Annotated in this window: 19 protein-coding genes and 1 pseudogene; 16 read left to right on the top strand and 4 right to left on the bottom strand. The window is 37.7% G+C overall.

Annotated elements, in window-relative coordinates; genetic code table 11:
* Positions 1 to 148 precede the first annotated feature (148 nt).
* From H4J46_RS15045 to H4J46_RS14990, 12 genes are all read left to right on the top strand, one after another.
* On the top strand, positions 149 to 2,842 hold the full coding sequence (locus H4J46_RS15045; protein WP_182234282.1) for a YdbH domain-containing protein: 2,694 nt from the start codon (positions 149 to 151) through the stop codon (positions 2,840 to 2,842).
* 2 nt (positions 2,843 to 2,844) lie between these two features.
* The gene (locus H4J46_RS15040) at positions 2,845 to 3,027 is read left to right on the top strand and encodes a YnbE family lipoprotein (protein WP_182234280.1); all 183 of its coding nucleotides are present in this window, start codon (positions 2,845 to 2,847) and stop codon (positions 3,025 to 3,027) included.
* Positions 3,028 to 3,093: 66 nt separating this feature from the next.
* The gene (locus H4J46_RS15035) at positions 3,094 to 3,426 is read left to right on the top strand and encodes a YdbL family protein (protein WP_182234853.1); all 333 of its coding nucleotides are present in this window, start codon (positions 3,094 to 3,096) and stop codon (positions 3,424 to 3,426) included.
* A gap of 433 nt (positions 3,427 to 3,859) precedes the next feature.
* Positions 3,860 to 4,906 carry an OmpA family protein gene (locus H4J46_RS15030; RefSeq protein WP_182234278.1) on the top strand — a complete coding sequence of 349 codons (1,047 nt, stop codon included), beginning with the start codon at positions 3,860 to 3,862 and terminating at the stop codon, positions 4,904 to 4,906.
* Between the two features lie 712 nt (positions 4,907 to 5,618).
* Positions 5,619 to 7,964, top strand: coding sequence for a TonB-dependent siderophore receptor (locus H4J46_RS15025; protein WP_182234276.1), 2,346 nt, complete (start codon positions 5,619 to 5,621; stop codon positions 7,962 to 7,964).
* A gap of 11 nt (positions 7,965 to 7,975) precedes the next feature.
* On the top strand, positions 7,976 to 10,153 hold the full coding sequence (locus tag H4J46_RS15020) for an FAD-dependent oxidoreductase (protein ID WP_182234274.1): 2,178 nt from the start codon (positions 7,976 to 7,978) through the stop codon (positions 10,151 to 10,153).
* A gap of 5 nt (positions 10,154 to 10,158) precedes the next feature.
* Entirely contained in the window at positions 10,159 to 10,992 is an 834-nt protein-coding gene (locus H4J46_RS15015) for a DUF547 domain-containing protein (protein ID WP_182234272.1), read from the top strand.
* Positions 10,979 to 12,517, top strand: coding sequence for an ABC transporter substrate-binding protein (locus tag H4J46_RS15010; protein ID WP_259365897.1), 1,539 nt, complete (start codon positions 10,979 to 10,981; stop codon positions 12,515 to 12,517). Before H4J46_RS15015 ends, H4J46_RS15010 begins: the two co-directional genes overlap by 14 nt.
* 3 nt (positions 12,518 to 12,520) lie before the next feature.
* Complete coding sequence (locus H4J46_RS15005) at positions 12,521 to 14,332, top strand: ABC transporter permease (RefSeq protein ID WP_182234270.1); 1,812 nt, start codon at positions 12,521 to 12,523, stop codon at positions 14,330 to 14,332.
* Positions 14,329 to 14,991, top strand: coding sequence for an ATP-binding cassette domain-containing protein (locus tag H4J46_RS15000; protein WP_182234268.1), 663 nt, complete (start codon positions 14,329 to 14,331; stop codon positions 14,989 to 14,991). Before H4J46_RS15005 ends, H4J46_RS15000 begins: the two co-directional genes overlap by 4 nt.
* 11 nt (positions 14,992 to 15,002) lie before the next feature.
* Entirely contained in the window at positions 15,003 to 15,680 is a 678-nt protein-coding gene (locus tag H4J46_RS14995; RefSeq protein ID WP_182234267.1) for a CDP-alcohol phosphatidyltransferase family protein, read from the top strand.
* The gene (locus tag H4J46_RS14990) at positions 15,681 to 16,472 is read left to right on the top strand and encodes a sterol desaturase family protein (RefSeq protein WP_182234266.1); all 792 of its coding nucleotides are present in this window, start codon (positions 15,681 to 15,683) and stop codon (positions 16,470 to 16,472) included.
* Positions 16,473 to 16,514: 42 nt separating this feature from the next.
* Here the strand turns inward: H4J46_RS14990 and H4J46_RS14985 are convergent.
* From H4J46_RS14985 to phbB, 3 genes and pseudogenes are all read right to left on the bottom strand, one after another.
* A pseudogene (locus H4J46_RS14985) lies at positions 16,515 to 16,715 on the bottom strand (IS3 family transposase); the annotation flags it as partial.
* A 118-nt stretch (positions 16,716 to 16,833) separates the two neighbouring features.
* The gene (gene bktB, locus H4J46_RS14980; protein ID WP_182234264.1) at positions 16,834 to 18,018 is read right to left on the bottom strand and encodes a beta-ketothiolase BktB; all 1,185 of its coding nucleotides are present in this window, start codon (positions 18,016 to 18,018) and stop codon (positions 16,834 to 16,836) included.
* A 386-nt stretch (positions 18,019 to 18,404) separates the two neighbouring features.
* A complete protein-coding gene (gene phbB / locus H4J46_RS14975) occupies positions 18,405 to 19,127 on the bottom strand; it encodes an acetoacetyl-CoA reductase (RefSeq protein WP_182234263.1) in 723 nt (240 codons plus the stop codon).
* Between the two features lie 462 nt (positions 19,128 to 19,589).
* On the opposite strand from phbB, the gene H4J46_RS14970 reads away from it, so the two are divergent.
* On the top strand, positions 19,590 to 20,366 hold the full coding sequence (locus H4J46_RS14970) for a 3-hydroxybutyrate dehydrogenase (RefSeq protein WP_182234262.1): 777 nt from the start codon (positions 19,590 to 19,592) through the stop codon (positions 20,364 to 20,366).
* Positions 20,367 to 20,673: 307 nt separating this feature from the next.
* Here the strand turns inward: H4J46_RS14970 and H4J46_RS14965 are convergent, their stop codons facing one another.
* Positions 20,674 to 21,891, bottom strand: coding sequence for a polyhydroxyalkanoate depolymerase (locus H4J46_RS14965; RefSeq protein WP_182234261.1), 1,218 nt, complete (start codon positions 21,889 to 21,891; stop codon positions 20,674 to 20,676).
* 295 nt (positions 21,892 to 22,186) lie between these two features.
* Here H4J46_RS14965 and H4J46_RS14960 point away from each other — a divergent pair, with 295 nt between their 5' ends.
* The 3 genes from H4J46_RS14960 to phaP all read left to right on the top strand — a co-directional run.
* Positions 22,187 to 23,950, top strand: a complete 1,764-nt coding sequence (locus H4J46_RS14960; RefSeq protein ID WP_182234260.1) for an alpha/beta hydrolase — start codon at positions 22,187 to 22,189, stop codon at positions 23,948 to 23,950.
* Between the two features lie 193 nt (positions 23,951 to 24,143).
* A complete protein-coding gene (gene phaR / locus H4J46_RS14955) occupies positions 24,144 to 24,575 on the top strand; it encodes a polyhydroxyalkanoate synthesis repressor PhaR (RefSeq protein WP_182234259.1) in 432 nt (143 codons plus the stop codon).
* Between the two features lie 104 nt (positions 24,576 to 24,679).
* The coding region (gene phaP / locus H4J46_RS14950) for a TIGR01841 family phasin (protein ID WP_182234258.1) at positions 24,680 to 25,235 on the top strand (556 nt) is incomplete at its 3' end.

Raw genomic sequence — 25,235 nt, 5'->3', positions numbered from 1 at the left:
TGATTGATCCTATTACTCAACAGCCATAAAGTAGCGGTACAAAATGGATTAAGCAAAGCCAAAAGCGCTTGGACGAAGGAATAAATACGCAAAGATGATGCTCCCAAAAAAAAGCTTAATTACACTTGCCCTTGTACTAAGCACTATTATGACTAGCCTCTTTTTACTCTATTTTGCCCGCGTTGCTATTGTACAAAACTTTAGTCACGATGAATTGGCGTTATATGACGCAAAAATCACCTGTCTAGACTTTCACTTCACCACAGATTTAAAGCTGGCGATAAGTCACTTATGCCTGCAAATACCGCAAGCAGATATCAATATTGAAGATATAACAATAACCTTGGCATTAGCTGCTGAGCAAAAAATTAAACGTATCGATGTTGCATCAATAACGGTCAAAGGCAGAGCAGACTTGCTTACACTATTCAAAAGTAGTCCGAAAAAAAATAACCCGGCAAGGTTAACAGCACAGCTAAAGACTTATTTAACGCAACTTGAACAGCTTAAGTTACCTTTTAATATTCAGGTGGCAGCGTTAAGTTATTCGCCTTTCTCAAAGGAAAATAGCGGCACAATAAATAGCAATAATGGCGAACAAAAAGCACCTTATACAGGCCAATTTTCCTTTATAGAAGATACCTTAGCGTTTTCATTAAAAAATCTTCAGCATAACGTTTTATTATCTGTTGATTTATCAAATACTAACCAGCATAAAAAAGCTCTCTTGGACTTAAAAGTATCTGGTCAGTTAACCCCATTAAAACAGTTTTTACTTGCACATAAACTACCGCTAGCGCCTGCAATAATAAAATTTTTAGGCTCGCTTAATACTAGCGGTGAGTTTTATAGCTTATTAAATTATCAAGCAGGACAATTAATCTTAAACTGGCAATTGAAAAACTTTTCACTTGTTGCTGCTCAAGGTATTAAAGCGAGTGGACCTCTTGAACTCTCCGGCGCGCTTAATCTGCACAGCAAAGTTAACTTAAACACGGCTAACTTAAGCAGGGAAGATAAAGCGCTTAACAGACATGCTGAACTTACAGTTGAGTTTCAACATAACAACAGCTTGCAGTTGCAATATAGTCACCCACACCTGATTGATTACTTAAACAACAATGCACTATCACCTTTACTCATCAGCCTACTAAAAGACAACCCAGTTGAGCAATTAAATTTTCAGCCAAAAGGAAAATTAGCTTTTAACCTAAACGATCAGCAGCTGTCGTTATCAGCTATAGCCATAAAGGCAGAAAGGGCTCAGCAAGTGCATCAACTGAACTTAGATAACCTGGCCTTTAACCTAAAGCATTATCTCAACGGTGACCTAAGTCGCCACAATAATCCAGTAACAGAAGACCCAGCAAAACAAAGTCCACTATTGGCACAACTAAATTTTAAACTTGCTAGCCCATTGTTACTCTCAAGCATTAATAATTTCACTGATGCACCGGTTATAGTCAAGCTGCAAGGTTCTATTAGCCAAAACCACGCGCAAACAATAATAAACCTTGATGAAAACTCATCGTTTACTAGCAACAACATCGCCATGTCGACAAATAAAAAAACAGCAGATAAAAAATTATTATCGATCAAGATATTAGCCACGAAAATACAAGGCAGTGTAAAAATACACCACCCGATTCAACAACAAACCGCTATGCAAGGTCAAAACCCTGTACAAGTTAACAATAAGGCGCACATTCAAGGGAAGCGTGTCATTAACTTAAATCTAAAAGTGAAAAGTCAGGCTGAAAAATTGCGTGTGGGTGAAATGATTGTAGTCAAAAAATTAGCGCTAAGCAGTACTATTGCCGGTAATTTAAATAACATTCAAATAAATGCTACGGCCACTGCCGATAATGTACCGCTAGGAAATTTAACAATCTTGGGCGCAGTAACTAAACCTTACATCACCTTAACCGCTGAAGCGTTACAGTTAACTGACCTACTTTCTCTAAACCTTCAATTACCAACAAAAATAGCCTTAGTTAAAGGAAAACTGAGCTACAGCGTAGAAGGTCAGGTAACTGATTTAACATATTTTGAAAAAACTCCACTAGCCATATCAATAGCGATGACATCAGTCAGCGGTGAAGTAGATGGCATTTGGTTACAAGAGCTTAATTGGCAGCAAAACTTTCAATTTTTAGCGGGTAAGTTAACCACGCCTGATGATGTATCTAAAGAACGAAAAGAAAACCTAACGATTGCATTGATAGATATCCCAACACCGATATCAAAACTCTCCGTTAATACCCGTTTGAGTTATGAAAAAGACTTTACAATATCAGCGACAAAAGTCAAAGGTGATATATTAGGTGGTAGCTTTGCCATTCCAAAAATTCAATGGCCACTTAAGCATGGCCATTCAGTTGACGTTCAGTTAACTAGTATAGACTTAGAGCAGGTGTTGGCGCTAGACAAAAAGCAAGGTATTGTAGTGACCGGAAACATATCAGGCCAGTTGCCTATTAGTTATGATGGCGAAAAGTATACTATGGGAAAAGGCGAACTGCATAATGTGACTAATGGCCTTATTCAGGTGATAAATAATCCAGCGGTAGCTGAGCTAAAAGCGAATAACAGCCAGTTAAAGTTAGCGTTTGATGCCTTACAGAACTTGCACTATCATCAGTTGTCTTCTGATATTTCAATGGCAGATGACGGCTATATGTTATTAAAAACCGTGATCAAAGGCCAAAACCCAGACATAGATAACGATGTGAATCTGAACTTGAACTTAAACTATGACTTATTAGGCTTGCTTGAATCAATGTCAATTACCAAAAAATTTGAAGAACGTATTATCAAAGATTTACAAAAAAATAAGGAGTGAGTATGAATAAAATACTAACCACGGTGTTAGCTCTTTTTATAATCAGTGGCTGTACACATAAAATAGAAGTTAGCGCCAAAGAACCGATCACGATTAATTTAAATTTAAAAATTGATCATGAAATCAGGGTAAAAGTCGACAAACAACTTGATGAAATTTTTAGTGCTGATAGTGACGTATTTTAAGGAGCAATTATGAATAACTTATCTAATAGATTAACGAGTAAATTTACTAGTAAACAATCTAATAACATGACCAACAACATAGTTAAAAAATTAATGTGTGCGCTGCTAGCTGTAACTTTGACATTTTCCGCATGGGCTATTTCACTAGATGACGCCAAGCAACAAGGTTTGATTGGAGAAATGCAAAACGGTTACCTAGGCCTAGTGGTAGAGAACGCCGAAGCGCGAAGCTTAGTTGCAAGTGTTAACGAAAAGCGTAAAAACATTTACCTTAACCTAGCGCGTAAAAATAACATCACCATGGCGCAAGTCACCGCACTAGCCGCTGAAAAAGCCTTAAATAAAACTCAGCCCGGCTATTTTATTCAAAATGCTGCTGGGCAGTGGATAAAAAAATAACCTTGTAACAAAATTGTCCACAAAGTCAAAACAATAGCAATATAAAGAGGGGTAAAATAAGTCCCTCTTCTTTAACCTCAGCTCAACTAAATCAAACTCCATTCAGCACTCTCAACTTTAGCTTAATCTAGCTAACAGACGCCTGTAACATCAAAAAACACCCTGTTTCTATTTTCAATTATCATTTACAACTTAGCTCTAGCTAGTTCTTTGCTAGTTCTCAATAGAATTAATTCCTTACGACTAAAATATATCAATATTCTCAGTTGGTCTTAATCAAAATAAAAGAGGTAATATGTAGCGTTTTATAAAAATAATTGTCAAAATGCATATTAGAAACTTAGCTGATAAATTAATTTATGACTTTCTTTAATTATCTTCGTTATACAAAAAAATTTATTAATATTATTTAGACCTAAACAAGGAATTACCAATGAAAGCATTTAAAATCTCTCTACTCGCAGCCCTTATCAGCTCACCACTAACTGCTGAAACTATTGATAAAACATGGGAACTTGGCGTCTTTGGCGATTATATAAAATCGAGTAGTAACAAAGAAGCAATAATGGATTGGTACCAAATTGAGGCCGGTAAATCTATCGGTATCGATTTACAAAAAATTATTAATGACTACTGGAATGTGCGCTTTGAAATTGCAGGAACTCGCTATGACATAGATAACGGTACAGATAAAGATTATGGCATTCGTGGAGGCGTTGACGCTATTTACAAACTAGAAGATAGCGATTTGTATATGTTTGCTGGCGTGAAACGCTTTAGTAACGCGAAAAGCTACAATGCATTAAATGTTGGTGCCGGTTACAGCTTTGAGGTTAACGACCGTTTATCTTTTTACAGTGAAGCCGCTATTTATAAAGATGTTGATTATGGTTATATCGATCAAAGTTTAAAATTAGGCCTTAAATATGCCTTTGGCGATGTTAAGCAAGCAGCGGTAAGTATCAAACCTACACTAGCAGCAGTATCAGCTGTTGTAGCAAAAGTTGTAGACAGTGATAACGATGGTGTTAGCGACAACATTGATCGCTGTGCTGACACACCTGTGACCGTAAAAGTCGATTCTATGGGCTGTACTTTATATTCAGAACAGGCGGTTGAAATTAAGCTTAATATTGCCTTTGCTCATAACAGCTCTATTGTTGAGCCTGCATTAGTCGATGATATTCAAAGATTAGCTGATTTCATGAAAGAATATACTAATACTTCAGTTGAGATTGAAGGACACACTTCGATTACCGGTACTACCGACTATAACTTAATGATGTCGAAAAAACGTGCAGAATCAGTAAAAAGCATCCTGGTAAACAAATTCAATATTGACGCTAGTCGATTAACGACTAAAGGCTATGGTCAAACTCAATTATTATCAACAGATAATAACATTGCTGCCCATAAGTTAAATCGTCGTGTAGTTGCAAAAGTCGCCACAAGCGTAAAAGAAGTCGTCACTAAAGACTAGTTATTCGCTTATGACTGAGAACAAAGTTATTTTAATCACTTTGTTCTCAAATTAGCAACGAAATGTATGCCTATAGCCAAGCTACTTCAATAAGTATAATTTTGCTACTTTTGATGGTTTGGCTGTATATTTATTAAGATCAAAAGCATATATTGAAGGAGATGCATAAGTCTAGCGCAGACTTTATTAATAAAAATATTCAAACTAACGCTAACTCATCATCTTATTACCCCTTACGTAGATAATAATAAGAAGAAAAAATAATATTGCCTCCTACTTTAACACCAATCAAGCTCACACTGCTGATGAACACAAAGATTAATGCATATTTTTAGTTTTTACTCGAGTAAGTCTTGTTTATATTCAAATCCTCAAAACTATAAATTGGTTAACTACCAGCAAATTTTTAACATCAACTACAGCTCTTTCAATTTATCTCATCAATACTCTAAAAAAATATGAGTAATATTACCAGTATTTTCACTATCGTTATTGCCTTCATTAGTACATTAACTTCGTTTTATAGCTTATGTTTTTTTAACCAATCCATAAGAAATTTTAAAACGCTATTTTGACTAATGACTAAGATTAAAAACCAATGTAAATTAAAATCCTGAAATTTATTATTTTTAATCTCGGTCTAGACTGACATAACATTTTTAATAAGTTCATAATCAAGCATGATTAATAACAAAAAATTAGGTACTCTCAAATGAAATACAGTTTAATAGCCCTTAGTATGCACTTTATTTTTCACGCTCAAATAGCCAGTGCTGAAGAAGCTAAGGAAACTGATGTTGAAGTTATTGAAGTTGCAGGTCAACGCATTATTAATCATGGTTTTTCGCCCAAAAACACCAAAATCAGTGGCCCATTTGGCGATGATTTAGGCTTGGCTGACATTGCACGATCTATGACGCCTATTACTAGCGCCATGATGGAACAATTAAACATAACTGACTTACAAGATATTTTAGCCGTAACGCCTAACAGCTACTCAGCAAGTGGTTTTGGTGCGCCAAGCTTACCTACTTTACGTGGTCAATTAGGTGAACTTTTTCAAGATGGTATGCGTCGCCAAGCAGGAAATAATGGCTTTGGTGTACCACTTTCGTTTAATTCTGTCGATCAGCTAGATGTAATAAAAGGTGCGCCACCAGTGTTATTTGGTAGTAGCCAACGTAACGGTGGTTTTGTTAATTTACAATCTAAACGCGCATCGACTGAAAAAAGTGCTGCAAAAGTAAAGTTGACTGCTGGGCGATGGGATCAATACAGTGCACAACTGGATATAGGTGCGCCAATTGTTAAAGGTGAGAGTGGTTTTAGAATCAGCGCTGAGCATATTGATAATGGTAGTTTTTATGATTACTCAAGCTTTAAAAGTGACAGTTTTTACGCCGCCTTTCGTTTATTGCCTGATAGCCAAAGCACGTGGGATATTAATCTTGAATTATACCAAGTTGAATTTACCGACAATGCTGGCATTAATAGGCCAACACAAGCACTAATCGACAGCGGCGCATATATTACCGGCCAAGGCGTACAACCTAATGGTAGCCTTATACCCGGCGCTGGAGCCATAATTTCGCCAACCGGACAAGTACAAATTAGCCGTAGTACGGTATTAACCGATCCTGATAATGAAAACGAAGCTAACACTTTTTTATTGCACAGCATCTACACCCACGAACTAAGCAGCCAAACACAATTAAAAAATAGCACTTATTATCAACATTTAACCCGTGATGAAATTGCTCAAAATAGCTTTGTTGAAATCATAGATGCTGCCGATACCGCGCAAAACCGACTTGAGCTAAGTCATGATTGGAACAATCAGCAACAAACTATTCTCGCCTTTGATGTCCGTTATAATAAAGTGCGAGGTTATAGCCAATTTACCACCGAAGCTGACGACCCTATTGATTTAACGGGTCCTGTTGAGAGCCGCCGCATTCCCCTAACAGTAGAACAACAAGCTAGACTTGTAGAGCTGCGCCCCGGTGTATTTGTTTCACCCGGTGGTCAGTATGATGTCAATAATGACAACCTTGGTGACTATTCGTTATCAGATACTACCGACTCTACCAGCTGGCAAACGGGCTTTGCTATTCAACAAGACAGTCAATGGAGCGATCGTCTAAGAACAAACTTTGGTTATCGTATTGATTTTTATGATGTACAAGCACGAGATCCTATTGCACCTACTGGGCAGAAAGCGGCACAAGATAGTATTAATAAAACCTTACATTCAGGTCAAGCCAGCGTTAATTACAAGCTTAATACTGATTTAACTGTTTATGCTGCAACGAGTTATAACGAAGCAACTTCAAATAGCATGGCCGGTGGTAATTCATTAGGCGCTGATAACTTAATTAATACACAGAACTTTGCTACTGAAAACACGCTAAATGAAGTGGGCATTAAATATATACCCGACAACAGCGCTTGGTATATTGACGGAGCATTGTTTAATCAAAGTCGTAGCTTACGTAATCGCGATGGCAGTAACACCGGCATAAAAACCAAAGGTGTTGAACTGCAGGTGTTTTATGATGCTGCGCCCTATTGGTTTAACATAGGTTACAGTTATCTTGATGCTCGTTATGACAATTCTGCCAGTAGTCAAAGTTCGTCGCAAATTGCTGATGCCTTTGATAATTCTCGTCCTGACATTATTCAAGGTACTAGCGTAGGTGCACCAAACTTCACCGCTTTTCCTCGTTCTAATAGGCGTGTACAAGGCATACCAGAGCAATCATTAAGTATTAATGGTGGCCTTTATATTACAGAATCTTGGCAAGCAGGCTTTGCGGCATTATATACCTCAAGTTACCCACTAGATTTTTTAGCAACCGTAAACATACGCGATCAATACACCTTAGGTCTTAACACCAGTTACCTAATTGGCGAGCACACTAAATTGCGTTTCGATATCAATAATGTCACGAATCAAAAGAATTGGCGGCCAGTCTTTGAAGGCGGATATTTTGGTTCAACCTTGGTTTTTCCTGAATTACCTATTAATGCTAAGTTCACAATACAGCACAGTTTTTAAGGACAGTTTTTATGTTTAAGAAGATACTATTATTCGTTATCGCCATTACACTGGTGGCATTGTTTTTTCATTTTGATCTCAATAGGTTACTTACTTTAGAGGGATTAAAAGCTTCAATGGCGCAATTTGGCCAGTGGCGCGAACAATCGCCATTATTGGTTATTGGGGGCTTTTTTACCCTTTACGTTTTGGTCGCTGCGCTGTCATTACCTGGGGCTGCCATTTTAACCTTGGCTTCAGGCGCTTTGTTTGGCTTAGCCCAAGGCTTGGTTATTGCCTCATTTGCCTCTAGCCTTGGTGCACTATTAGCCTTCTTGGTCTCACGTTATCTGCTGCGCGATACCATTAAGGCTAAATTTCCTGAACGCTTAAAAGCCATTGATGCTGGTGTAAAAAAAGAAGGGGCATTTTATCTGTTCACCTTACGTTTAGTGCCTGTTTTTCCTTTCTTTTTAGTTAATTTATTAATCGCAGTTACCGGTATTAAAGCCTGGACGTTTTATTGGGTTAGCCAAATAGGCATGTTTTTAGGCACCATGGTTTATGTTAACGCAGGTACGCAATTAGCTGAAATAGAGAGCTTGTCAGGTATATTATCACCTAAGCTTATTTTCTCTTTTGTGTTACTCGGTCTTTTACCCCTTATTGCTAACGCTATCATTAACAAAATAAAACAACGTCAAGTCTATAAAAAATGGCAAAAACCTAAAAGCTTTGATCGTAACTTAATTGTTATCGGTGCCGGCGCTGGTGGTTTGGTAACAAGCTATATCGCATCGGCTGTAAAAGCAAAAGTAACGTTAATTGAAGCGGGTGAAATGGGCGGCGACTGTTTAAATTATGGTTGTGTTCCAAGTAAGGCAATCATTAAAAGTGCAAAAATAGTTGATCAAATTAAACATGGTGAACACTATGGTCTAGAGAACGCTACCCCAGAGTTTTCTTTTAAGAAAGTAATGGCACGTGTTCATCAAGTGATTGCCGATATTGCTCCACACGACAGTGTTGAACGTTACACGGACTTAGGTGTTGAAGTCATTAAAGGTTACGGTAAGCTAACCAACCCGTGGACTGTAGAAATTAAACTTAACGATGGCAGTACGCAAACACTAACCGCTCGCAGTATTGTTATTGCCACGGGTGCTCGTCCATTTGTACCGCCACTACCGGGTATTGAAACCAGTGGTTATGTTACTAGTGATACTTTATGGACAGAATTTTCCAAACTTGATAGCGCACCAAAAAAATTAGTGGTGTTAGGCGGCGGACCTATTGGCAGTGAACTTGCCCAAAGTTTCGCTCGTTTAGGCTCACAAGTGATACAAATTGAAATGGCTGAACGCATCATGATCAGAGAAGACCTTGAAGTCTCTGAATTTGCTAGTCAGTCATTACAAAAAAGTGGTGTGAATATTTTAACTTCGCACCAAGCTTTACGTTGTGAACAACGTGACGGTAAAAGATTCATCATTGTGAAAAACCTTAAGCACGAACAAGGTACAGATCAAGAAGAAGAAATGGCCATTGAATACGACCAGTTATTATGTGCTGTTGGCCGCGCTGCTCGCTTAGAAGGTTATGGCCTTGAAACATTAGGTATAGAAACTAACCGCACCATTCAAACCAATGAATATTTAGAGACTTTATACCCTAATATATTTGCCGCAGGAGATATTGTTGGTCCTTATCAATTTACCCATGTTGCCGCACATCAAGGTTGGTATGCCGCAGTTAATGCCTTATTTGGCACCTTTAAGAAATTTAAAGTCGATTACCGCGTTATTCCATGGACAACCTTTATTGATCCAGAAGTGGCACGTGTCGGTATTAATGAACAAGAAGCTATTGAACAGGCTATCGATTATGAAATTACCCGATATGACTTTGCAGAGTTAGACCGGGCGATTACTGACAGTGCGGCCAATGGTTTTATTAAAGTGATCACACCAAAAGGTAAAGATAAAATACTGGGTGTCACTATTGTCTCTGAACATGCTGGTGATTTAATCGCTGAGTTCGTATTAGCAATGAAGCATGGCTTAGGCTTAAACAAAATTTTAGGCACGATTCACAGCTACCCAACGTGGGCTGAAGGCAATAAATACGCAGCAGGTGAGTGGAAACGTAACCATGCACCAGAAACCGTTTTAAGCTGGTTAGAGAAATTCCACACCTGGAGAAGAGGTTAATACCCATGACTAACTTAAACAAAGCCCTCTCAAGGGCTAAATCTTTGCCGTTAGCTGTATTGTTACTGTTAAGCACAGTTTTTAGCGCTGTCAGTACGGCGCAAGAGACCTTGCATCAACCATGGCAGGCCTTATTAACTCAGCACGTTTCACCAATTAATTATGGTCATTCAAGCCAAGTAAATTATGCCGGCATGAAAACTGATCATGTAAAGCTAACGGCTTATTTAACTGCCCTTGGTAATATTGATAAACAAACATTTGAGCAATGGCCTGCACCTAAGCAATTGTCATTTTTGATTAATGCCTACAATGCTTGGACAGTTGAACTGATTCTAACGGCTTACCCTGATATAAAGTCGATAAAAGATCTGGGGAGCTTTTTTAGTTCACCGTGGAGTAAGAAATTTATTCCTCTGCTTGGTGAAACGCGCAGCTTAGACAATATTGAACATGAGTTAATTCGTGGTGATAATAAATATGCTGATCCTCGTATTCATTTTGCTGTTAACTGTGCCAGCATTGGCTGCCCTGCTTTACGTGAAGAAGCTTATAGTGCTAACAAACTAGAGCAACAATTAAGTGAGCAAACGATACGTTTTTTAACTGATAAGAGCCGTAATCGTTTTACTGAAGATGCAATGGAGCTTTCCGCTATTTTCAAATGGTATGGCGATGACTTCACACAAGGCTTTCGTAGCAGTAATTCTCTATCTGCTTTCGTATTGCTCTATCATAAAGCCTTAAATTTAACGCCAGCCCAACAAGCAGGTTTAAAGTCGGAAGATATGGCGACTAATTTTTTAAACTATGATTGGGCACTCAATGCCGTTAGGTAAATCGAAGTGTTATTTGAATGGTGAAAGGGGGCGTTTCTCGACTCTTTTTGCCACTCATTTTCCGCATCAAGCCTTCATGTCGTTATCGTATCAACAAGCCAATGACTTTATGTCACAAGTATCAAGAGTTAAGGCAGTTATGCCAGCTGTTTGGTTATCTAGGTTAAGGTTTTTAGCTTGGTTCACCCTGCTGTTTGCCATGCTATTTACTACAAACTCATTAAGTTATGCCAACACTGCCTTTGCAGCACCCCCTGAAACAGGCTCTATACCAATTACTGAAACAAGCTCAGTCGCTAAAGTGAACAGCGTATTAATATCAAACAACTCACCGATAAAAACACAGTGGAGTACGGGAGAAACATTAGGAAAAAACCCCTCCGTTTATTTTCATGCTTGGGGTGGTGACCCGCAAATTAATAGCTATATTCAATGGCTTGCTAAGCGAGTAAAGCAAGAATATAACATTCACTTACAACATGTAAAACTAACCGATACCAGCGAAGCTGTTAGTCGTGTTTTAGCAGAAAAGTCAGCAAATAATCATCAGCAAGGGCAAGTTGATTTAGTCTGGATCAATGGCGAAAATTTTGCATCAATGGCAAAGTATCAGCTCTTAGCGCAAGGTTGGGTTTCACAACTACCTAATTTTTCGTTAACAAATCCGAGTGAGAATGAGGCAATGACCCGTGATTTTGGCTTGCCAACGCAAGGCATGGAAGCGCCTTGGGGACAAGCTTCACTAACCTTTTATTACACACCTTCAATTAATGTCAATAAGCAAAAAAAAGCATATCAATATAGTATTCGCCATGCGCCAAAAAACATTAGCCAGTTATTAACTTGGGCTGAGCAAAACCCTGGTCGTTTTACTTACCCAAAACCGCCTGACTTTTTATCATTAAGCTTTTTAAAATATGCCTTAATCACACTTAATCAACATCAACCAGCGCAAGTAAAGTCAGGTCTATATCAAGCAGTAACAACGCAAAGCCAAGCGACATTGCTACCCGTTTTATGGGCATTTTTAGATAAACTGCATCCGTATTTGTGGCATCAAGGGCGATATTTTGTTGCTAATGGTACAGCATTACAAAGACTGGTTGGTGACGGTGAGATAAACTTAGGCTTTACTTTCTCTGCTGCACAAGTACCGGCAGCGGTTGAGCGCTATAACTTACCCAAAAACACCCGTAGTTTTGTCATGCAAGATGGTAGTTTAAGTAATATTCATTTTATCGCTATTCCTTATAATGCCGCGAATAGTGATGCCGCAAAAGTGTTAGCCAATTTTATGCTCAGCGTTGAGGCACAAGCTAAAAAACAACAAGCTAAAATCTGGGGTGACAGCACGGTTCTCGATGTGTCGCAATTAAGTCAGCAAGAGCAATTATTGTTTAGTATTGATCAGCAGCACCCAAGCGCCTTACCTGTTAGCAGTAAAATCACAGCATTAAGTGAGCCCCATCCCAGTTGGTCAATATTATTAACCCGTGAATGGTTAAAACGTTATGGAGCGCGATAACAAATGAGCCATAACCTGACAAGTAATTCCTTAAAAAACCGTCCTCTAAAAGATGAGACCAAACTGCTCGACAAACTTTTTAGTACAGTGGTAAAGTTCAGCCCTAAATTATTAATAGCGATATTAATTTTACCTGTGCTAGGTGGTTTATTAGGTGTGCTTTTACCAGCATTTGGTTGGTTACCGGCTTTAGACAAAACTCAGTTTGGCTTACAAGGCTTTCAGCAACTAGTACAAACACCCGGCATAGCTCAAATGATCAGCTTGAGTTTTTTCAGCAGTATTGTCAGTGGTTTATTGGCTTTTGTTATTACACTTTTACTGTTAGCCAATTATTTTGATAGCCCGTGGTTAGCCCGTATTCAACGTTTGTTAGGACCTATTTTAGTGATACCCCATGCCGCAGCCGCAATAGCTATTGCCTTTTTGATCACACCTTCAGGCATGATTGCTCGCCTACTGTCACCCTGGTTAACCGGTTGGCAAAGTCCAACAGATTGGTTACTGCCCCATGACCCTTACGGTATTAGCATTATCATGGGTTTAACGCTAAAAGAGCTGCCTTTTTTATTATTAATGACCTTGAGCGCTATTGCCCAACCTGAGCTTAGTATCAAGTTGCGGGCGCAATATCGTGTTGCGCTTAGCTTAGGCTATTATCCGATAACGGCGTTTTTCAAGGCCGTGCTACCTAACATTTATCCGTTAATGCGTTTACCCATGTTAGCCATACTCGCATACGCCAGTGCCAGTGTAGAAATGCCTTTAATATTGGGGCCAAATACACCTCCGACATTAGCAGTGGCCATTATGAACTGGTTTCATGATGTCGATTTAAGCTTGCGAATAAAAGCCTCTGCTGGGGCAATATTACAATTGTTCATTACGCTTTCGGTGCTATTCACTTGGTGGCTATTAGAAAAACTAAGCCAAGCTATAAGCAGTAAAAGCTTAAGTAATGGTCAGCGCACATACGGTGATGTTTTCTGGTCTAAAGTCATCAATATTTTTACCCTGTTGTTAATCGGTTTTATTGCCTTGGCGTTGCTTGGTATGGTGTTTTGGTCGTTTGCCGGCTTCTGGAATTTTCCGTTAGCAGTGCCTGAACAATGGGTAATGGTGCATTGGCAATCGGCTTTGCTACAAGTACAAACACCGATAATAAACTCACTCGCCATTGGCTTGGTCGCGACTAGCATTGCCCTCATTTTAACCTTGCTAACCTTAGAGTTTGAAAAACAAAACGGGGCTCAGCTCTCACACTTTAGTAGTGTGATTATTTATTTGCCATTAATGATCCCCAGCATTGCTTTTTTATTTGGCTTAGTCTGGCTTCAAGAAGCGGTTCACAGCAAAGCAACCTTTATCAATGTTGCCTTGGCACATTTACTGTTTGTTTTACCTTATGTATTTTTATCTTTAGCCACCAGTTATCGCCTGCTTGACTCACGTTATGCACAAGTGGCAGCAAGCTTAGGTGCATCGCCGATTAAAATATTTTTACAGCTGAGTTTGCCACAATTATTAATGCCTATAATGATGGCCAGTGCATTAGGACTTGCCATTAGTTTTAGCCAATATTTACCAACGTTATTAGTCGGTGGTGGACGACTTAATACCGTGACCACCGAAGCGGTAAGCTTAGCAAACGGCGCTAGTCGCCGCACAAGTGCGGTCTATGCGCTAATACAGATGCTTTTACCCGCCATCGCTTTTTCACTCATTTGGCTAATGTCGATGCAAAAAAACAGACAAAAGGCTCAAGTAAAGCACAATAACAAAACAGCACGTTATATCACTAAGGTTAACCGATGAGCAGTTCTTTTGAGATCAACAGTTTACAGATAAAAAGCTTAACCATAATGCGCCAGCAAACACCTTTACTATCACTTAACGAAACGATAATAGGTGGTGACGTACTGACCATAATGGGGCCATCAGGCAGTGGAAAATCAACCTTATTAAATTGGCTAACCGGTATGTTACCCAAAGAATTTCAAGCCGATGGTCAGCTTTATCTCAACGGCGAAAATATTACCCAAGTCGTCAGTTATCGGCGTAATATCGGATTATTGTTTCAAGACGCTTTGTTATTTTCGCATTTATCTGTTGCCGGTAATATTGCTTTTGCGATGCCTAAAGGCGATAGCAAAACACGCGCAATAAAAATTAATCAGGCACTATCTGATGTCGGTTTAGCCGGTTTAGAGAATCGCCAACCTGAGAGTTTATCTGGCGGACAGCAAGCACGCGTGGCCTTGTTACGGGTATTATTGAGTCAACCTAAAGCCATATTATTGGATGAACCATTTAGTAAATTAGATAGTCAGTTACGCCAAGAAACTCGACAGTTAGTCTTTGAACAAATTAGACAACACCAATTACCTGTTATTATGGTGACACATGACGAGTCAGACGCTATAGCGGCTAATGGCAAAGTGTTGCACTTGAAAACACCACAACAAGACATTTAAGAAACAGACTTATGCTAGATAAATATATTACTCCTTTGATAAAGCCTTTGTTACAGCCTGTGGTTAGTTTGTTAGATAAACGCCAAGTTACCGCAGATCAACTGACCCTAGTCGGTTTTATAATAGGTTTGTTAGCCGTGCCTTTTTTAGCCTTAAACTTATGGAATTTAGCTTTAGCTGCCATTGTACTAAACCGGCTATTGGATGGTTTAGATGGCGCACTAGCACGGCACCAAAACAACAGCACCAGCTCAGGTGGCTTTTTAGATATTTGCCTCGACTTTTTGTTTTATGCCGCCATACCCTTAGGTTTTGCCCTGGCTAACCCCGAGCAAAATGCTTTAGCCGCCGCAGTATTGTTAGCAGTATTTATCGGTACTGGATCGAGTTTTTTAGCTTTTGCTATTCCGGCCGAAAAACTCAACTTGGACAAACCTCAATTTGCTTATAAAAGTTTTTATTATTTAAATGGCTTAACCGAAGGCACCGAGACCATTCTTATTTTTGTCGCATTTTGTTTATGGCCACAATATTTTGCTGAACTTGCCTATGGCTTTGCTTCATTAGCGACAATAACAATTGTTACACGGGTTTATGGCGGCTATCATACGTTGAAAGAACACACCTTAAAAAAGCCAACTAAGACGGCGAAAAACAATGATAAAGATAAGTTAACCGAGGGGCAATAAATGTCAGATACCAGTTTACGATTAAGTATTTTCTTTGCCATTTTTATCACTATGTTAGTGCTAGAAAGCTGCTTTCCTGCGCGTAAAAGCAAACTGACTAAAGGTGTTCGTTGGTTAGGTAACTTTTCTTTGTTAATTTTATCGTCAGTCGTTGCTAGGCTATTAGTACCTATTGGTGTTACTGGTATTGCTTTGTATAGCTCCGCACAAGGTATTGGCCTATTCAATGTCATTAACTTACCAAATTGGCTAATTATCGCTTTGAGTTTATTATTATTAGATTTAATGATTTATTGGCAACATCGACTTTTTCATCTTGTGCCCATACTCTGGCGTGTTCATAAAGTTCATCATGCCGACAGTCATACCGATGCCAGTACAGGTTTGCGCTTTCATCCCATTGAAATTGTGTTGAGTATATTACTGAAAGGCTTGGCGGTTATTGTACTTGGCGTACCTGCACTTGCGGTGATTATTTTTGAAGTAGCGCTCAATGGTTTTTCGCTATTCAATCATGCCAATATTCGACTACCCCCTTGGTTAGAGAGACCATTACGAACCATACTTATTACGCAAGAATTACACCGTATTCATCATAGCCAAGTAGTAGAAGAAACTAATAGCAATTACGGGTTTAGTGTTAGTTGGTGGGATAGAATATTTGCTAGTTATAAGTCACAGGCACAAAAAAATGATGAGGACTTAGCTATAGGTCTTAAAAGTTTTCCCGCCAATAAAAAAAATGCGAACTTATTTACCTTATTAAAAATGCCTTTTAATCATCCTAAATAAACTCAACAAAGTAATTGGGTCAACTAATGTCAGACACCCTAATTAAGCGAATTTTTTCAATTTCATCATTTCGCTTTCATTATGATTTAGGCTTTTGTAACCCAAATAAAAATCTAAGCGACAACGGTTATAGAACATCACCATGTAATTCACTATGTCATTCAATATGTCTTGCTGTGCTTCAAAGTGTGTTTGGTCATTTTTCCATTGAATTCGTTCTTGTTTCAAACCACCAACAAAACTCATATGGCTGAAAATCAACCACGGTATCTAAACCATCACGCTATACAATAAACGCTTGATATAAAAATGGGGCAACGCAATGTTGCCCCATTAATACGATTAAACAATCAGTTTAAATTTATAAACGTTCAAATATAACGGCAATACCTTGTCCACCACCAATGCACATAGTCACAAGTGCATACTTGCCACCTACACGATGTAGCTCGTGAATAGCTTTAGTGGCAATGACTGCTCCTGAAGCACCAATAGGGTGACCTAAAGCAATTGCGCCACCATTTGGATTAGTTTTTAGTGGGTCTAAATCTAGTCCTTTAGCAACGGTTAACGCTTGTGCTGCAAAGGCTTCGTTGGATTCAATAACGTCCATATCAGTAATAGATAGGCCGGCTTTAGCTAATGCTGCTTTAGAGGCTGGAATAGGACCTTCGCCCATGACATCGTTAGGAACACCGGCAACTGCATAAGAAACCATGCGTGCAATTGGTGATAAATTATTATGGCTTGCATAGTTTTCACTCGCTAGCGTTAAGAAGCATGCAGCATCGTTTATACCGGAGGCATTACCTGCGGTTACGCTACCGTCTTTTTTAAATGCTGGACGCATTTTAGCTAAAAAATCTGCCGTTGTGCCTGCTTTTATATGTTCATCAGTTTCAAAAAAGGTGCTACCACGGCGACTCTTAAGCTCTATTGGCACAATCTGACTTTTAAAATAACCCGCTTCTGTGGCTTTAGCGGCACGAGCGTGTGACTCTGCAGCGTAAGCATCTTGTGCTTCACGGCTTAAATGCCATTTAGTCGCTAGGTTTTCAGCCGTAATACCCATGTGACCAACGCCAAACGGGTCAGTTAATGTCGACACCATCATATCAATCATTGCACTGTCGCCCATACGTGCACCGGCACGCATAGCAGGTGACAAATATCCGCCACGTGACATATTTTCAACACCACCACCAATCGCCAGCTGATGATCACCTAACATAATACCTTGGGCCGAACTCACCACTGCTTGCAAGCCAGAACTGCATAAGCGATTAAGCGCCATTGCAGTAGAGTTTAAAGACATCCCAGCTTGAATAGAGGCTACTCGCGCAATATAGGGAAAGCGGGATTCGGTGGGTATAGTATTACCCACTATGACTGATTCATATTGCTGCGCATCTATCCCTGATTTTTTGATACTTTCGGCTAATACTTGTCCTGCCAACTCAGCCGGTTCTATATCTTTTAATCCACCCGCAAAAGTACCAACAGCAGAACGCACGGCACTTAACACTACAACACTATTTACACTCATAATAATTTTTCCTACCTAATTTAACAGATTCATATGTATATTGGTTTCAGCACTCAATGTAAAACTTAAATAACTCTCTGCAAACAACAAAATATAAGTCAATGAAAAAGTCTAAAGAGTTAGACAAAAGTGCTATACATGCAAAATAAAAAGTAAATAATTATTTATTTACTTTAATAATATAAAAGTTATAAAATAATATTTTCTATATCCTTTCCACTTTAAAATGTAGTTTTAGCGTTAAGCTAGGAAGTCGGATTAAGTTACGATATAAAGATAATGGTTACACTCTTATCAAGTATCACACAGTTTTTTAGACTACACCTGTGTACCTAACCCTTCTCAACTTACTGAAATCTTCATCTTAAAGTTAAGCAGGCATATAATTAGTACATGTGCTGACCACCATTAATGGATAAGGTCGAGCCAGTAACAAAACCAGCTTCATCAGCCACTAAAAATAATACAGAACGTGCGATATCTTCTGGTTGACCTAATCGCCCTACCGGTATTGTTCTAACAATTTTTTCTAAAACATCAGTGGGAACTGCTCGAACCATATCCGTTTCAACATAACCTGGGGCAATCGCATTGACAGTAATGCCTTTTGCAGCGCCTTCTTGCGCTAATGCTTTGGTAAAACCATGGATACCAGATTTAGCAGCTGCATAGTTCACTTGACCATATTGACCTGCCTGGCCATTAACCGATCCTATATTAACAATACGTCCAAATGAACGCGCTCTCATACCTTCAATAACAGCGCGAGAGGTATTAAAACAAGAAGATAAATTGGTTTGAATAACTTTATTCCATTGCTCAAAATCCATTCTGTGCATAGTGCCATCCCTAGTAATACCGGCGTTATTGATAAGAATGTCGATTGACCCGATTTCAGACTCTATCTCATGGATACTTTTGCTTACACTTTCAAAATCGCTGACGTCAAATTTAAACGACTTAATACCTGTTCGCTCTGTGAACTCTTGAGCTGCTTGATCATTACCAGCATAATTAGCGATAACAGTGTAACCATGTTCTTTTAGCATTATGCTAATAGACTCGCCTATCCCACGTGTGCCACCTGTTACTAATGCAATGCGTCCCATATTTGTACTCCTTGTTGTATTTTATAATGACTCTATAAAGATTTATAATCCATTTACTAACACTGCTTTTATTTTCAATGATGAGCAATATACCAACACCTATCGTACAACTGGCATACTAAAGTTTGAAATAAATCGATGTTAATTTTTTTAATGCTACATATTTTACATTTTTTACTTTTCACTATGTTACTAAGTTGTTAAATAATTGTAGTCACTGTTTGTATTTAAAACAACTTTTTAGTGGTTCTTTATTGTTCTAAAACAACTTTTTACTGGTTATTCATTGCTCTAAAATAATTAGTGTTATTTACTTTAATGTCTACACATTAAAGTAAATATTGCTTTATAAAAATACAATTAGTTCAATTATCACTCAAAAATGAAATGGTTTTGTTAACATTATGGGCGTATCATTATATTCTGTTGTTATTTGACACAATAAATAAAGGGAAGTAAAACATGACTCAAAAGAAAACAGCTTTGGTAACGGGTTCTGTCAGTGGTATTGGTTTAGGAATAGCAAAGAATTTAGCTAGGCAAGGTTATAAAACTCTTGTTAGCGATATTAATTTAGTTGTGGCACAAGAAGTTGCTCAAGGTATTAACCAGTCAGGAGGAGATGCCTTAGCGTTTAAGCTTGATGTGACGGTTCAAGCTGATATTGATAATGTTATTGCTCATGCAAATGAATTTAATAACCGTATAGATGTTTTAGTCAATAATGCCGGTATTCAATATGTTGCTAAATTAGAAGATTTTCCAACTGAGAAATGGCAATTAATTACTAATGTATTATTAGTCGGACCCGCAATGATGACCAAAGCGGTATTACCTTTGATGAGAGCCAATAATTTTGGCCGCATTATTAATATTGGCTCTTTACATGGTTTAGTAGCGTCTCCATACAAAAGTGCCTATGTTGCTGCCAAGCACGGCATTATTGGTTTTTCTAAAGTGATTGCCTTAGAAACTGGCGATCAAGATATTACTATTAATACCATCTGTCCTGCCTATGTAAAAACGCCACTAGTTGAAAAACAAATTGCTGATACCGCAAAAGAACACGGCATTAGTGAAGAAGAAGTTGTTAACAATATTATGTTGGCCCCCATGCCAAAAAAAGCATTTATTGATATAGAAGAAATATGTGCTTCAGTGACTTATTTAGCCAGTGAACTAGCTAAAAATATGACAGGACAAACTATGGTATTAGATGGTGGTTGGGTAGCAAGATAATCGAGTTACCCAAGTCGGTTGCTCATATCCGTTGCCATCAAAAATATAAAATTTTAGTACTGATTAACCTGACTTTAGTCAAGCATAGTAATTTTAAGCCCATCGAAGCTGTATTTGCACCCTATTATTTTATCCTTGCGCTGACTTGTAACAAAATAACCCTTTTTACATTACAGCGCCTTAAATTAGACTAACTCAAGCACTAAAACATACAACTTAATGGCTACGGACGTACAAATAATGAGAAAGTAGATTTGATCAAACCTACTGTTGGGTTAGTTAGTAAACTATTACCTCAATAAAACAGTTAGTTATATTTTTTAATAAATTTTGTGATACTAGGCGCGATCCTATTGCGAAAAGCTGAACCACTGAACGTGCCAAAATGACCGACACCATCAAAAATTTCATGCAGTTTATCTTGCGCTGAAATATTAGCACATAAAGATTGTGCTGCTTCAGTTTGACCTAAAGCACAAATATCATCATTTCGTCCTTCAATGGTATGCAAAGGAGTATGAATTATTGCCGACAAATCAACTATTTCACCTCGGTAAGTCATTTTACCATTGGCTAGGTCTTGATTAATAAAAACTCGGTCAATCGTTTCTAAATAGAACTCACCATTAAGATCTAATACCGCTAAGTATTCATCATAAAAATCACGGTGACTTGCTCTCTTTTCTTCTTTGCCATGAAAAACATGGCTAAGATAATCAGTATGTTTATTTATATGGCTTTCAATATTCATCGACATAAAAGAGGCTAATTGAACAAAGCCAGGATATACTTTTCTTCCAGCACCAGGAAAGCGATTAGGCACGGTCATAATAACGTTATTTTCAAACCAACTTAAATCTTTACTATTTGCATATCTATTAAGCTCGTTAGGATTAATACTAGTATCAATAGGACCCGCCATCAATGTAAGTGATTTAGGGATGCAAGGATCTTTCGCTTTAGCCATCACAGCTGTTGCTATTAACGCCTGAACCGTAGGTTGACAAACGGCTAATATGTGAGTGTTTTCACCGATCTCATGCATAAAATCAATTAGGTAACTTACATAATCATCAAAACCAAAACTTCCTTCAGATAAAGGCACATGTTTAGCATCTAGCCAATCAGTAATGTAAACATCATGGTCTGCAACTAAACGCTCTATTGTGGCTTTTAATAAAGTGCCATGATGACCTGAAAGCGGTGCCACTAAAAATAGTTTCGGTTGCTTAACATTGGTATTCTGTGCGAAATGAATTAAATTACAAAAAGGTTTTTCTAGAATAACTTGTTCGGTAACGCCAACAGTTTTACCATCAATTAAGGTTGTTTTAATATCATAAGCTTGTTTGTCATAAACTTTAGTGTAGTGATAGGCACTATCAAGTCCCGCACTGATGCTTTTTCCTAATAAGGTCTTTGCATAAGGGTTAAACGGGTGAGCTATAAGTTGTTGACTCAAGGCAATAAAACCATTCATCATTTCGGCTGATCGAGTATATAAATCGTAAGTTTGATACATCATCTGTAGTTTATCCTGCGGTGCAGCATTTATATATAAAATGAGTTTACCTAGCAAATTTGTATTGGTCAATAAAATTTTGCTGCACCGCATCAAAAATAAATATGTTCTAAGTTGTCACTCATTATATGGCTTAAATTTAAGTTTGAAGATAGGGTTAAAATAAATAATAATCAAATATGTTTGTATCTTATTAATATTGTTTGTAACTTGTTTGTTGATAGTTTGTTAAAAAAAATTTATTTTGTGTTTTTTGACGGCAGATAAATTGTAACCATATAATTTAAAGGGATATATAATGGAATCAAGTCAACAGAAGGAAGTAATTGATTTTTTAGGGCAATACTCAGAGGTATTTAATAGTCTGGTCAAACAAGTTTTACATGATCCTGATAAAAAAAGTTTAAATTCAATGATAGATTCAGAAAAATTATCTCAACTTTTATCTAAAGGGGTAAAAGTTGATACCGCCATGTTATTTAATAAACAAATGTCTTTTATGAATCAGCAGGCTGAACTTTGGCAGAGTGCGACTAAAGCATTAATGGGCACAAAAGTTGAGCCTGTGGTGTCTGAGAAGCATAATGATCGAAGGTTTAAAGACAGCGAATGGTCTGAAAACCCTGTTTATAACTATTTAAAACAGTCTTATCTATTAAATTCTAACATGATGCAAGAAATGGTTAACAGTTTACATTTCGACGATGCTAAAGCCGAAGAGCAAGTTAAATTTTATACTCGACAATATATCAATTCGGTTTCTCCAACCAATAATGCATTAACCAATCCAGAAGTTTGTCGAGACATATTAGAGTCTAAAGGTGAGAACCTAATCAAGGGGTTACAAAACTTTATCCAAGACTTACAACAAAGTCCAACCGATGCGCTTAAGATCACCCAAACAGACCCTGATGCGTTTACTTTAGGTGAAAACCTAGCCTATACTCCTGGTGATGTAATTTACCAAAATGACTTAATTCAACTGATTCAGTACAAAGCCAGCACTAAAAAAGTTAATGAAGTTCCACTATTGTTTATTCCACCTTGTGTTAATAAGTATTATGTCTTGGACATGGACGAAAAAAAATCACTGATAAAATGGGCAGTAAGTCAGGGGCATACGGTATTTATCATTTCATGGGTAAATCCAGATGCGAAACTTTCTCATAAAGGCTTTAATGACTATATGAAAGAAGGACCCATTGCCGCACTCGATGTGATTGAAAAAGTAACAAAGTCAAACAAAATCAATACTGTAGGTTATTGTATTGGCGGCACGTTATTAGCAACAACCCAGTCATACTTATTGTCAAAAGGTGATAATCGAATAAACTCGTTAACCTTTTTAACCACATTATTAGATTTTAAAGAACCGGGTGAAATAGGCGTTTATCTGTCTGAGGAAGTATTACCTTTCTTGAAAAAAAATATTAAAGAAAAAGGCATCTTAGATGGCCGCGTGCTTGGTTTAGCGTTTAGCATGTTACGTGAAAACAGCCTGTTTTGGTCATATTTTGTCAATAACTACTTAAAGGGCAAAGACCCTGCGCCGTTCGATCTTTTATACTGGAACAGCGACTCTTCAAACTTACCAGCAGAAACCTTTGATTTTTATATAAAGCATACCTATCAAGAAAATAACTTGATACAAGATGGTGCAGTTGAAATTGAGGGTGTTGCTATAGAACTCAGTAAAATTAAAACACCCAGTTATTTCTTAGCCACCATTGCCGATCACATTGTTTTGTGGCAGGCATCATACAAAGGAGCTAAAGTTCTTTCTGGACCTACAAGATTCGTTTTAGCTGGCTCTGGTCACTTAGCCGGTGTGGTTAACTCTGTAGATCATGGCAAATATCCACATTGGGTTAATGACGAACTTTCTGACTCTGCAGAACATTGGTTTGAAGGCGCAACCAAAAAAGAAGGGTCTTGGTGGACAGATTGGGAAAATTGGGTTGCTCCTCAATCAGGTCAGCAAGTAACTGCACGTAAACAAGGCTCTAAAAAATATGCAAGTATTGAAGCGGCGCCCGGCAGTTACGTTAAAAAGCGTAATTAATATCATGATAATCCCCCTCTTTTCAGGATTATCTTGTTAACCTAATAGCTAGTTGAAAGTTAAATTGAAAAGCGACCAGAAAGGCCGCTTTTTTTCTAGATAGTATATCTGTTATACTGAACACCAATAATGCTTACACTAAATTTTTAGTAACTTATCGTAAGTGAAAATTAATAACCAACAGAGATTACCCTTGATCACAATTAAAAGATATCCAAACAGGCGTCTGTATGACACTACAAAGAGTCATTATGTAAATTTGGATTATATTAGAGAATTAGTTATTTCGAATCAAGAGTTTAAAATAGTTGACTCAAAAACAAGTGAAGATAAAACCCGTAGTATTTTAGTTCAAATTATAAGTGAAGAAGAAACAAGTGAGCGACAATCCTTGTTAACCAATACCTTATTAAAGCGCTTAATATGTTTTTATGGCAATGATAATCAAGATTATTTACAACAGTTTCTTGAACAAAGTCTTGCTGCTTTTATTGAACATCAGGATGATATTTTAAAGTTGAGCAATGACATTAATAAAAACTCTCCTTTTGGTTTATTTAGCAGTATTGTCGAACAGAATATGAATATTTGGACTCAATTCCAGAAGCCAACAGATAAAAAGTAACAACTTGTTGCAACGCAAAAAAATAACAATTGACTAAAAACTTAAGAATTGGTTAAATTCTCACCAAATAATGCTGCCTATCAGCAAAAATTAAGGAGAAGTCTATGTTTAATCAATTTACAGATTTATTTCAAACCTCATCAGATCCAATTGATAAGTTGGTCAAATTAAATATATCAACAGCAAATGCTATTGCACATCAGCAAGGATTGCTCATTACCAGTTTGTTTAATGACAGTATGTCATTTAGTCAAAAGATGATGACAACACCAGACATAAACATTTTTGTTGCCGAACAAGCAAAATTTAGTACCTATGTACAAAATGAATTAACTGATGCTATAAAGCAAACATCTGAAACACTCACCCATGCGCAAAAAGATGCAGAAGAAATTCTTAATGATTCTTTTGCCGTATTTTCAACTAAAGTGAGTGACACTTTAGTTGAAAATATAGCCGTTGTTCCAGAAGTACTCAATAAAAATAAAACTCAGCCAGCGAAACCGGCTGCAGAACAAACATCAGCACAAACAACAGTTAAAGCCGAACCAAAGAAGGTTAAAGTAAAAACCACACCAAAATCTGAAGTTAAAGCTACGCCAAAAGCTGAAGTTAAAGCTACGCCAAAAGCTGCAGTTAAAGCTACGCCAAAAGCTGAAG

The sequence above is a fragment of the Colwellia sp. MB02u-6 genome (assembly GCF_014077095.1).
GTDB lineage: Bacteria > Pseudomonadota > Gammaproteobacteria > Enterobacterales > Alteromonadaceae > Cognaticolwellia.
The sequence above is the reverse complement of the archived record's forward strand: the minus strand, read 5'-3'. Positions and strand labels throughout refer to the sequence as shown.

Bases quoted from the DNA above. Each gene is read 5' to 3' on its own strand.
- H4J46_RS15000 (WP_182234268.1), top strand. From the start codon at position 14,329: ATGAGCAGTTCTTTTGAGATCAACAGTTTACAGATAAAAAGCTTAACC.
- H4J46_RS15030 (WP_182234278.1), top strand. From the start codon at position 3,860: ATGAAAGCATTTAAAATCTCTCTACTCGCAGCCCTTATCAGCTCACCA.
- H4J46_RS15040 (WP_182234280.1), top strand. From the start codon at position 2,845: ATGAATAAAATACTAACCACGGTGTTAGCTCTTTTTATAATCAGTGGC.
- H4J46_RS15045 (WP_182234282.1), top strand. From the start codon at position 149: ATGACTAGCCTCTTTTTACTCTATTTTGCCCGCGTTGCTATTGTACAA.
- bktB (WP_182234264.1), bottom strand. From the start codon at position 18,018: ATGAGTGTAAATAGTGTTGTAGTGTTAAGTGCCGTGCGTTCTGCTGTT.
- H4J46_RS14990 (WP_182234266.1), top strand. From the start codon at position 15,681: ATGTCAGATACCAGTTTACGATTAAGTATTTTCTTTGCCATTTTTATC.
- H4J46_RS15015 (WP_182234272.1), top strand. From the start codon at position 10,159: ATGACTAACTTAAACAAAGCCCTCTCAAGGGCTAAATCTTTGCCGTTA.
- H4J46_RS15010 (WP_259365897.1), top strand. From the start codon at position 10,979: ATGCCGTTAGGTAAATCGAAGTGTTATTTGAATGGTGAAAGGGGGCGT.
- H4J46_RS14995 (WP_182234267.1), top strand. From the start codon at position 15,003: ATGCTAGATAAATATATTACTCCTTTGATAAAGCCTTTGTTACAGCCT.
- phbB (WP_182234263.1), bottom strand. From the start codon at position 19,127: ATGGGACGCATTGCATTAGTAACAGGTGGCACACGTGGGATAGGCGAG.
- H4J46_RS15020 (WP_182234274.1), top strand. From the start codon at position 7,976: ATGTTTAAGAAGATACTATTATTCGTTATCGCCATTACACTGGTGGCA.
- H4J46_RS15005 (WP_182234270.1), top strand. From the start codon at position 12,521: ATGAGCCATAACCTGACAAGTAATTCCTTAAAAAACCGTCCTCTAAAA.
- H4J46_RS14960 (WP_182234260.1), top strand. From the start codon at position 22,187: ATGGAATCAAGTCAACAGAAGGAAGTAATTGATTTTTTAGGGCAATAC.
- H4J46_RS14965 (WP_182234261.1), bottom strand. From the start codon at position 21,891: ATGATGTATCAAACTTACGATTTATATACTCGATCAGCCGAAATGATG.
- H4J46_RS15025 (WP_182234276.1), top strand. From the start codon at position 5,619: ATGAAATACAGTTTAATAGCCCTTAGTATGCACTTTATTTTTCACGCT.
- H4J46_RS14970 (WP_182234262.1), top strand. From the start codon at position 19,590: ATGACTCAAAAGAAAACAGCTTTGGTAACGGGTTCTGTCAGTGGTATT.
- H4J46_RS15035 (WP_182234853.1), top strand. From the start codon at position 3,094: ATGACCAACAACATAGTTAAAAAATTAATGTGTGCGCTGCTAGCTGTA.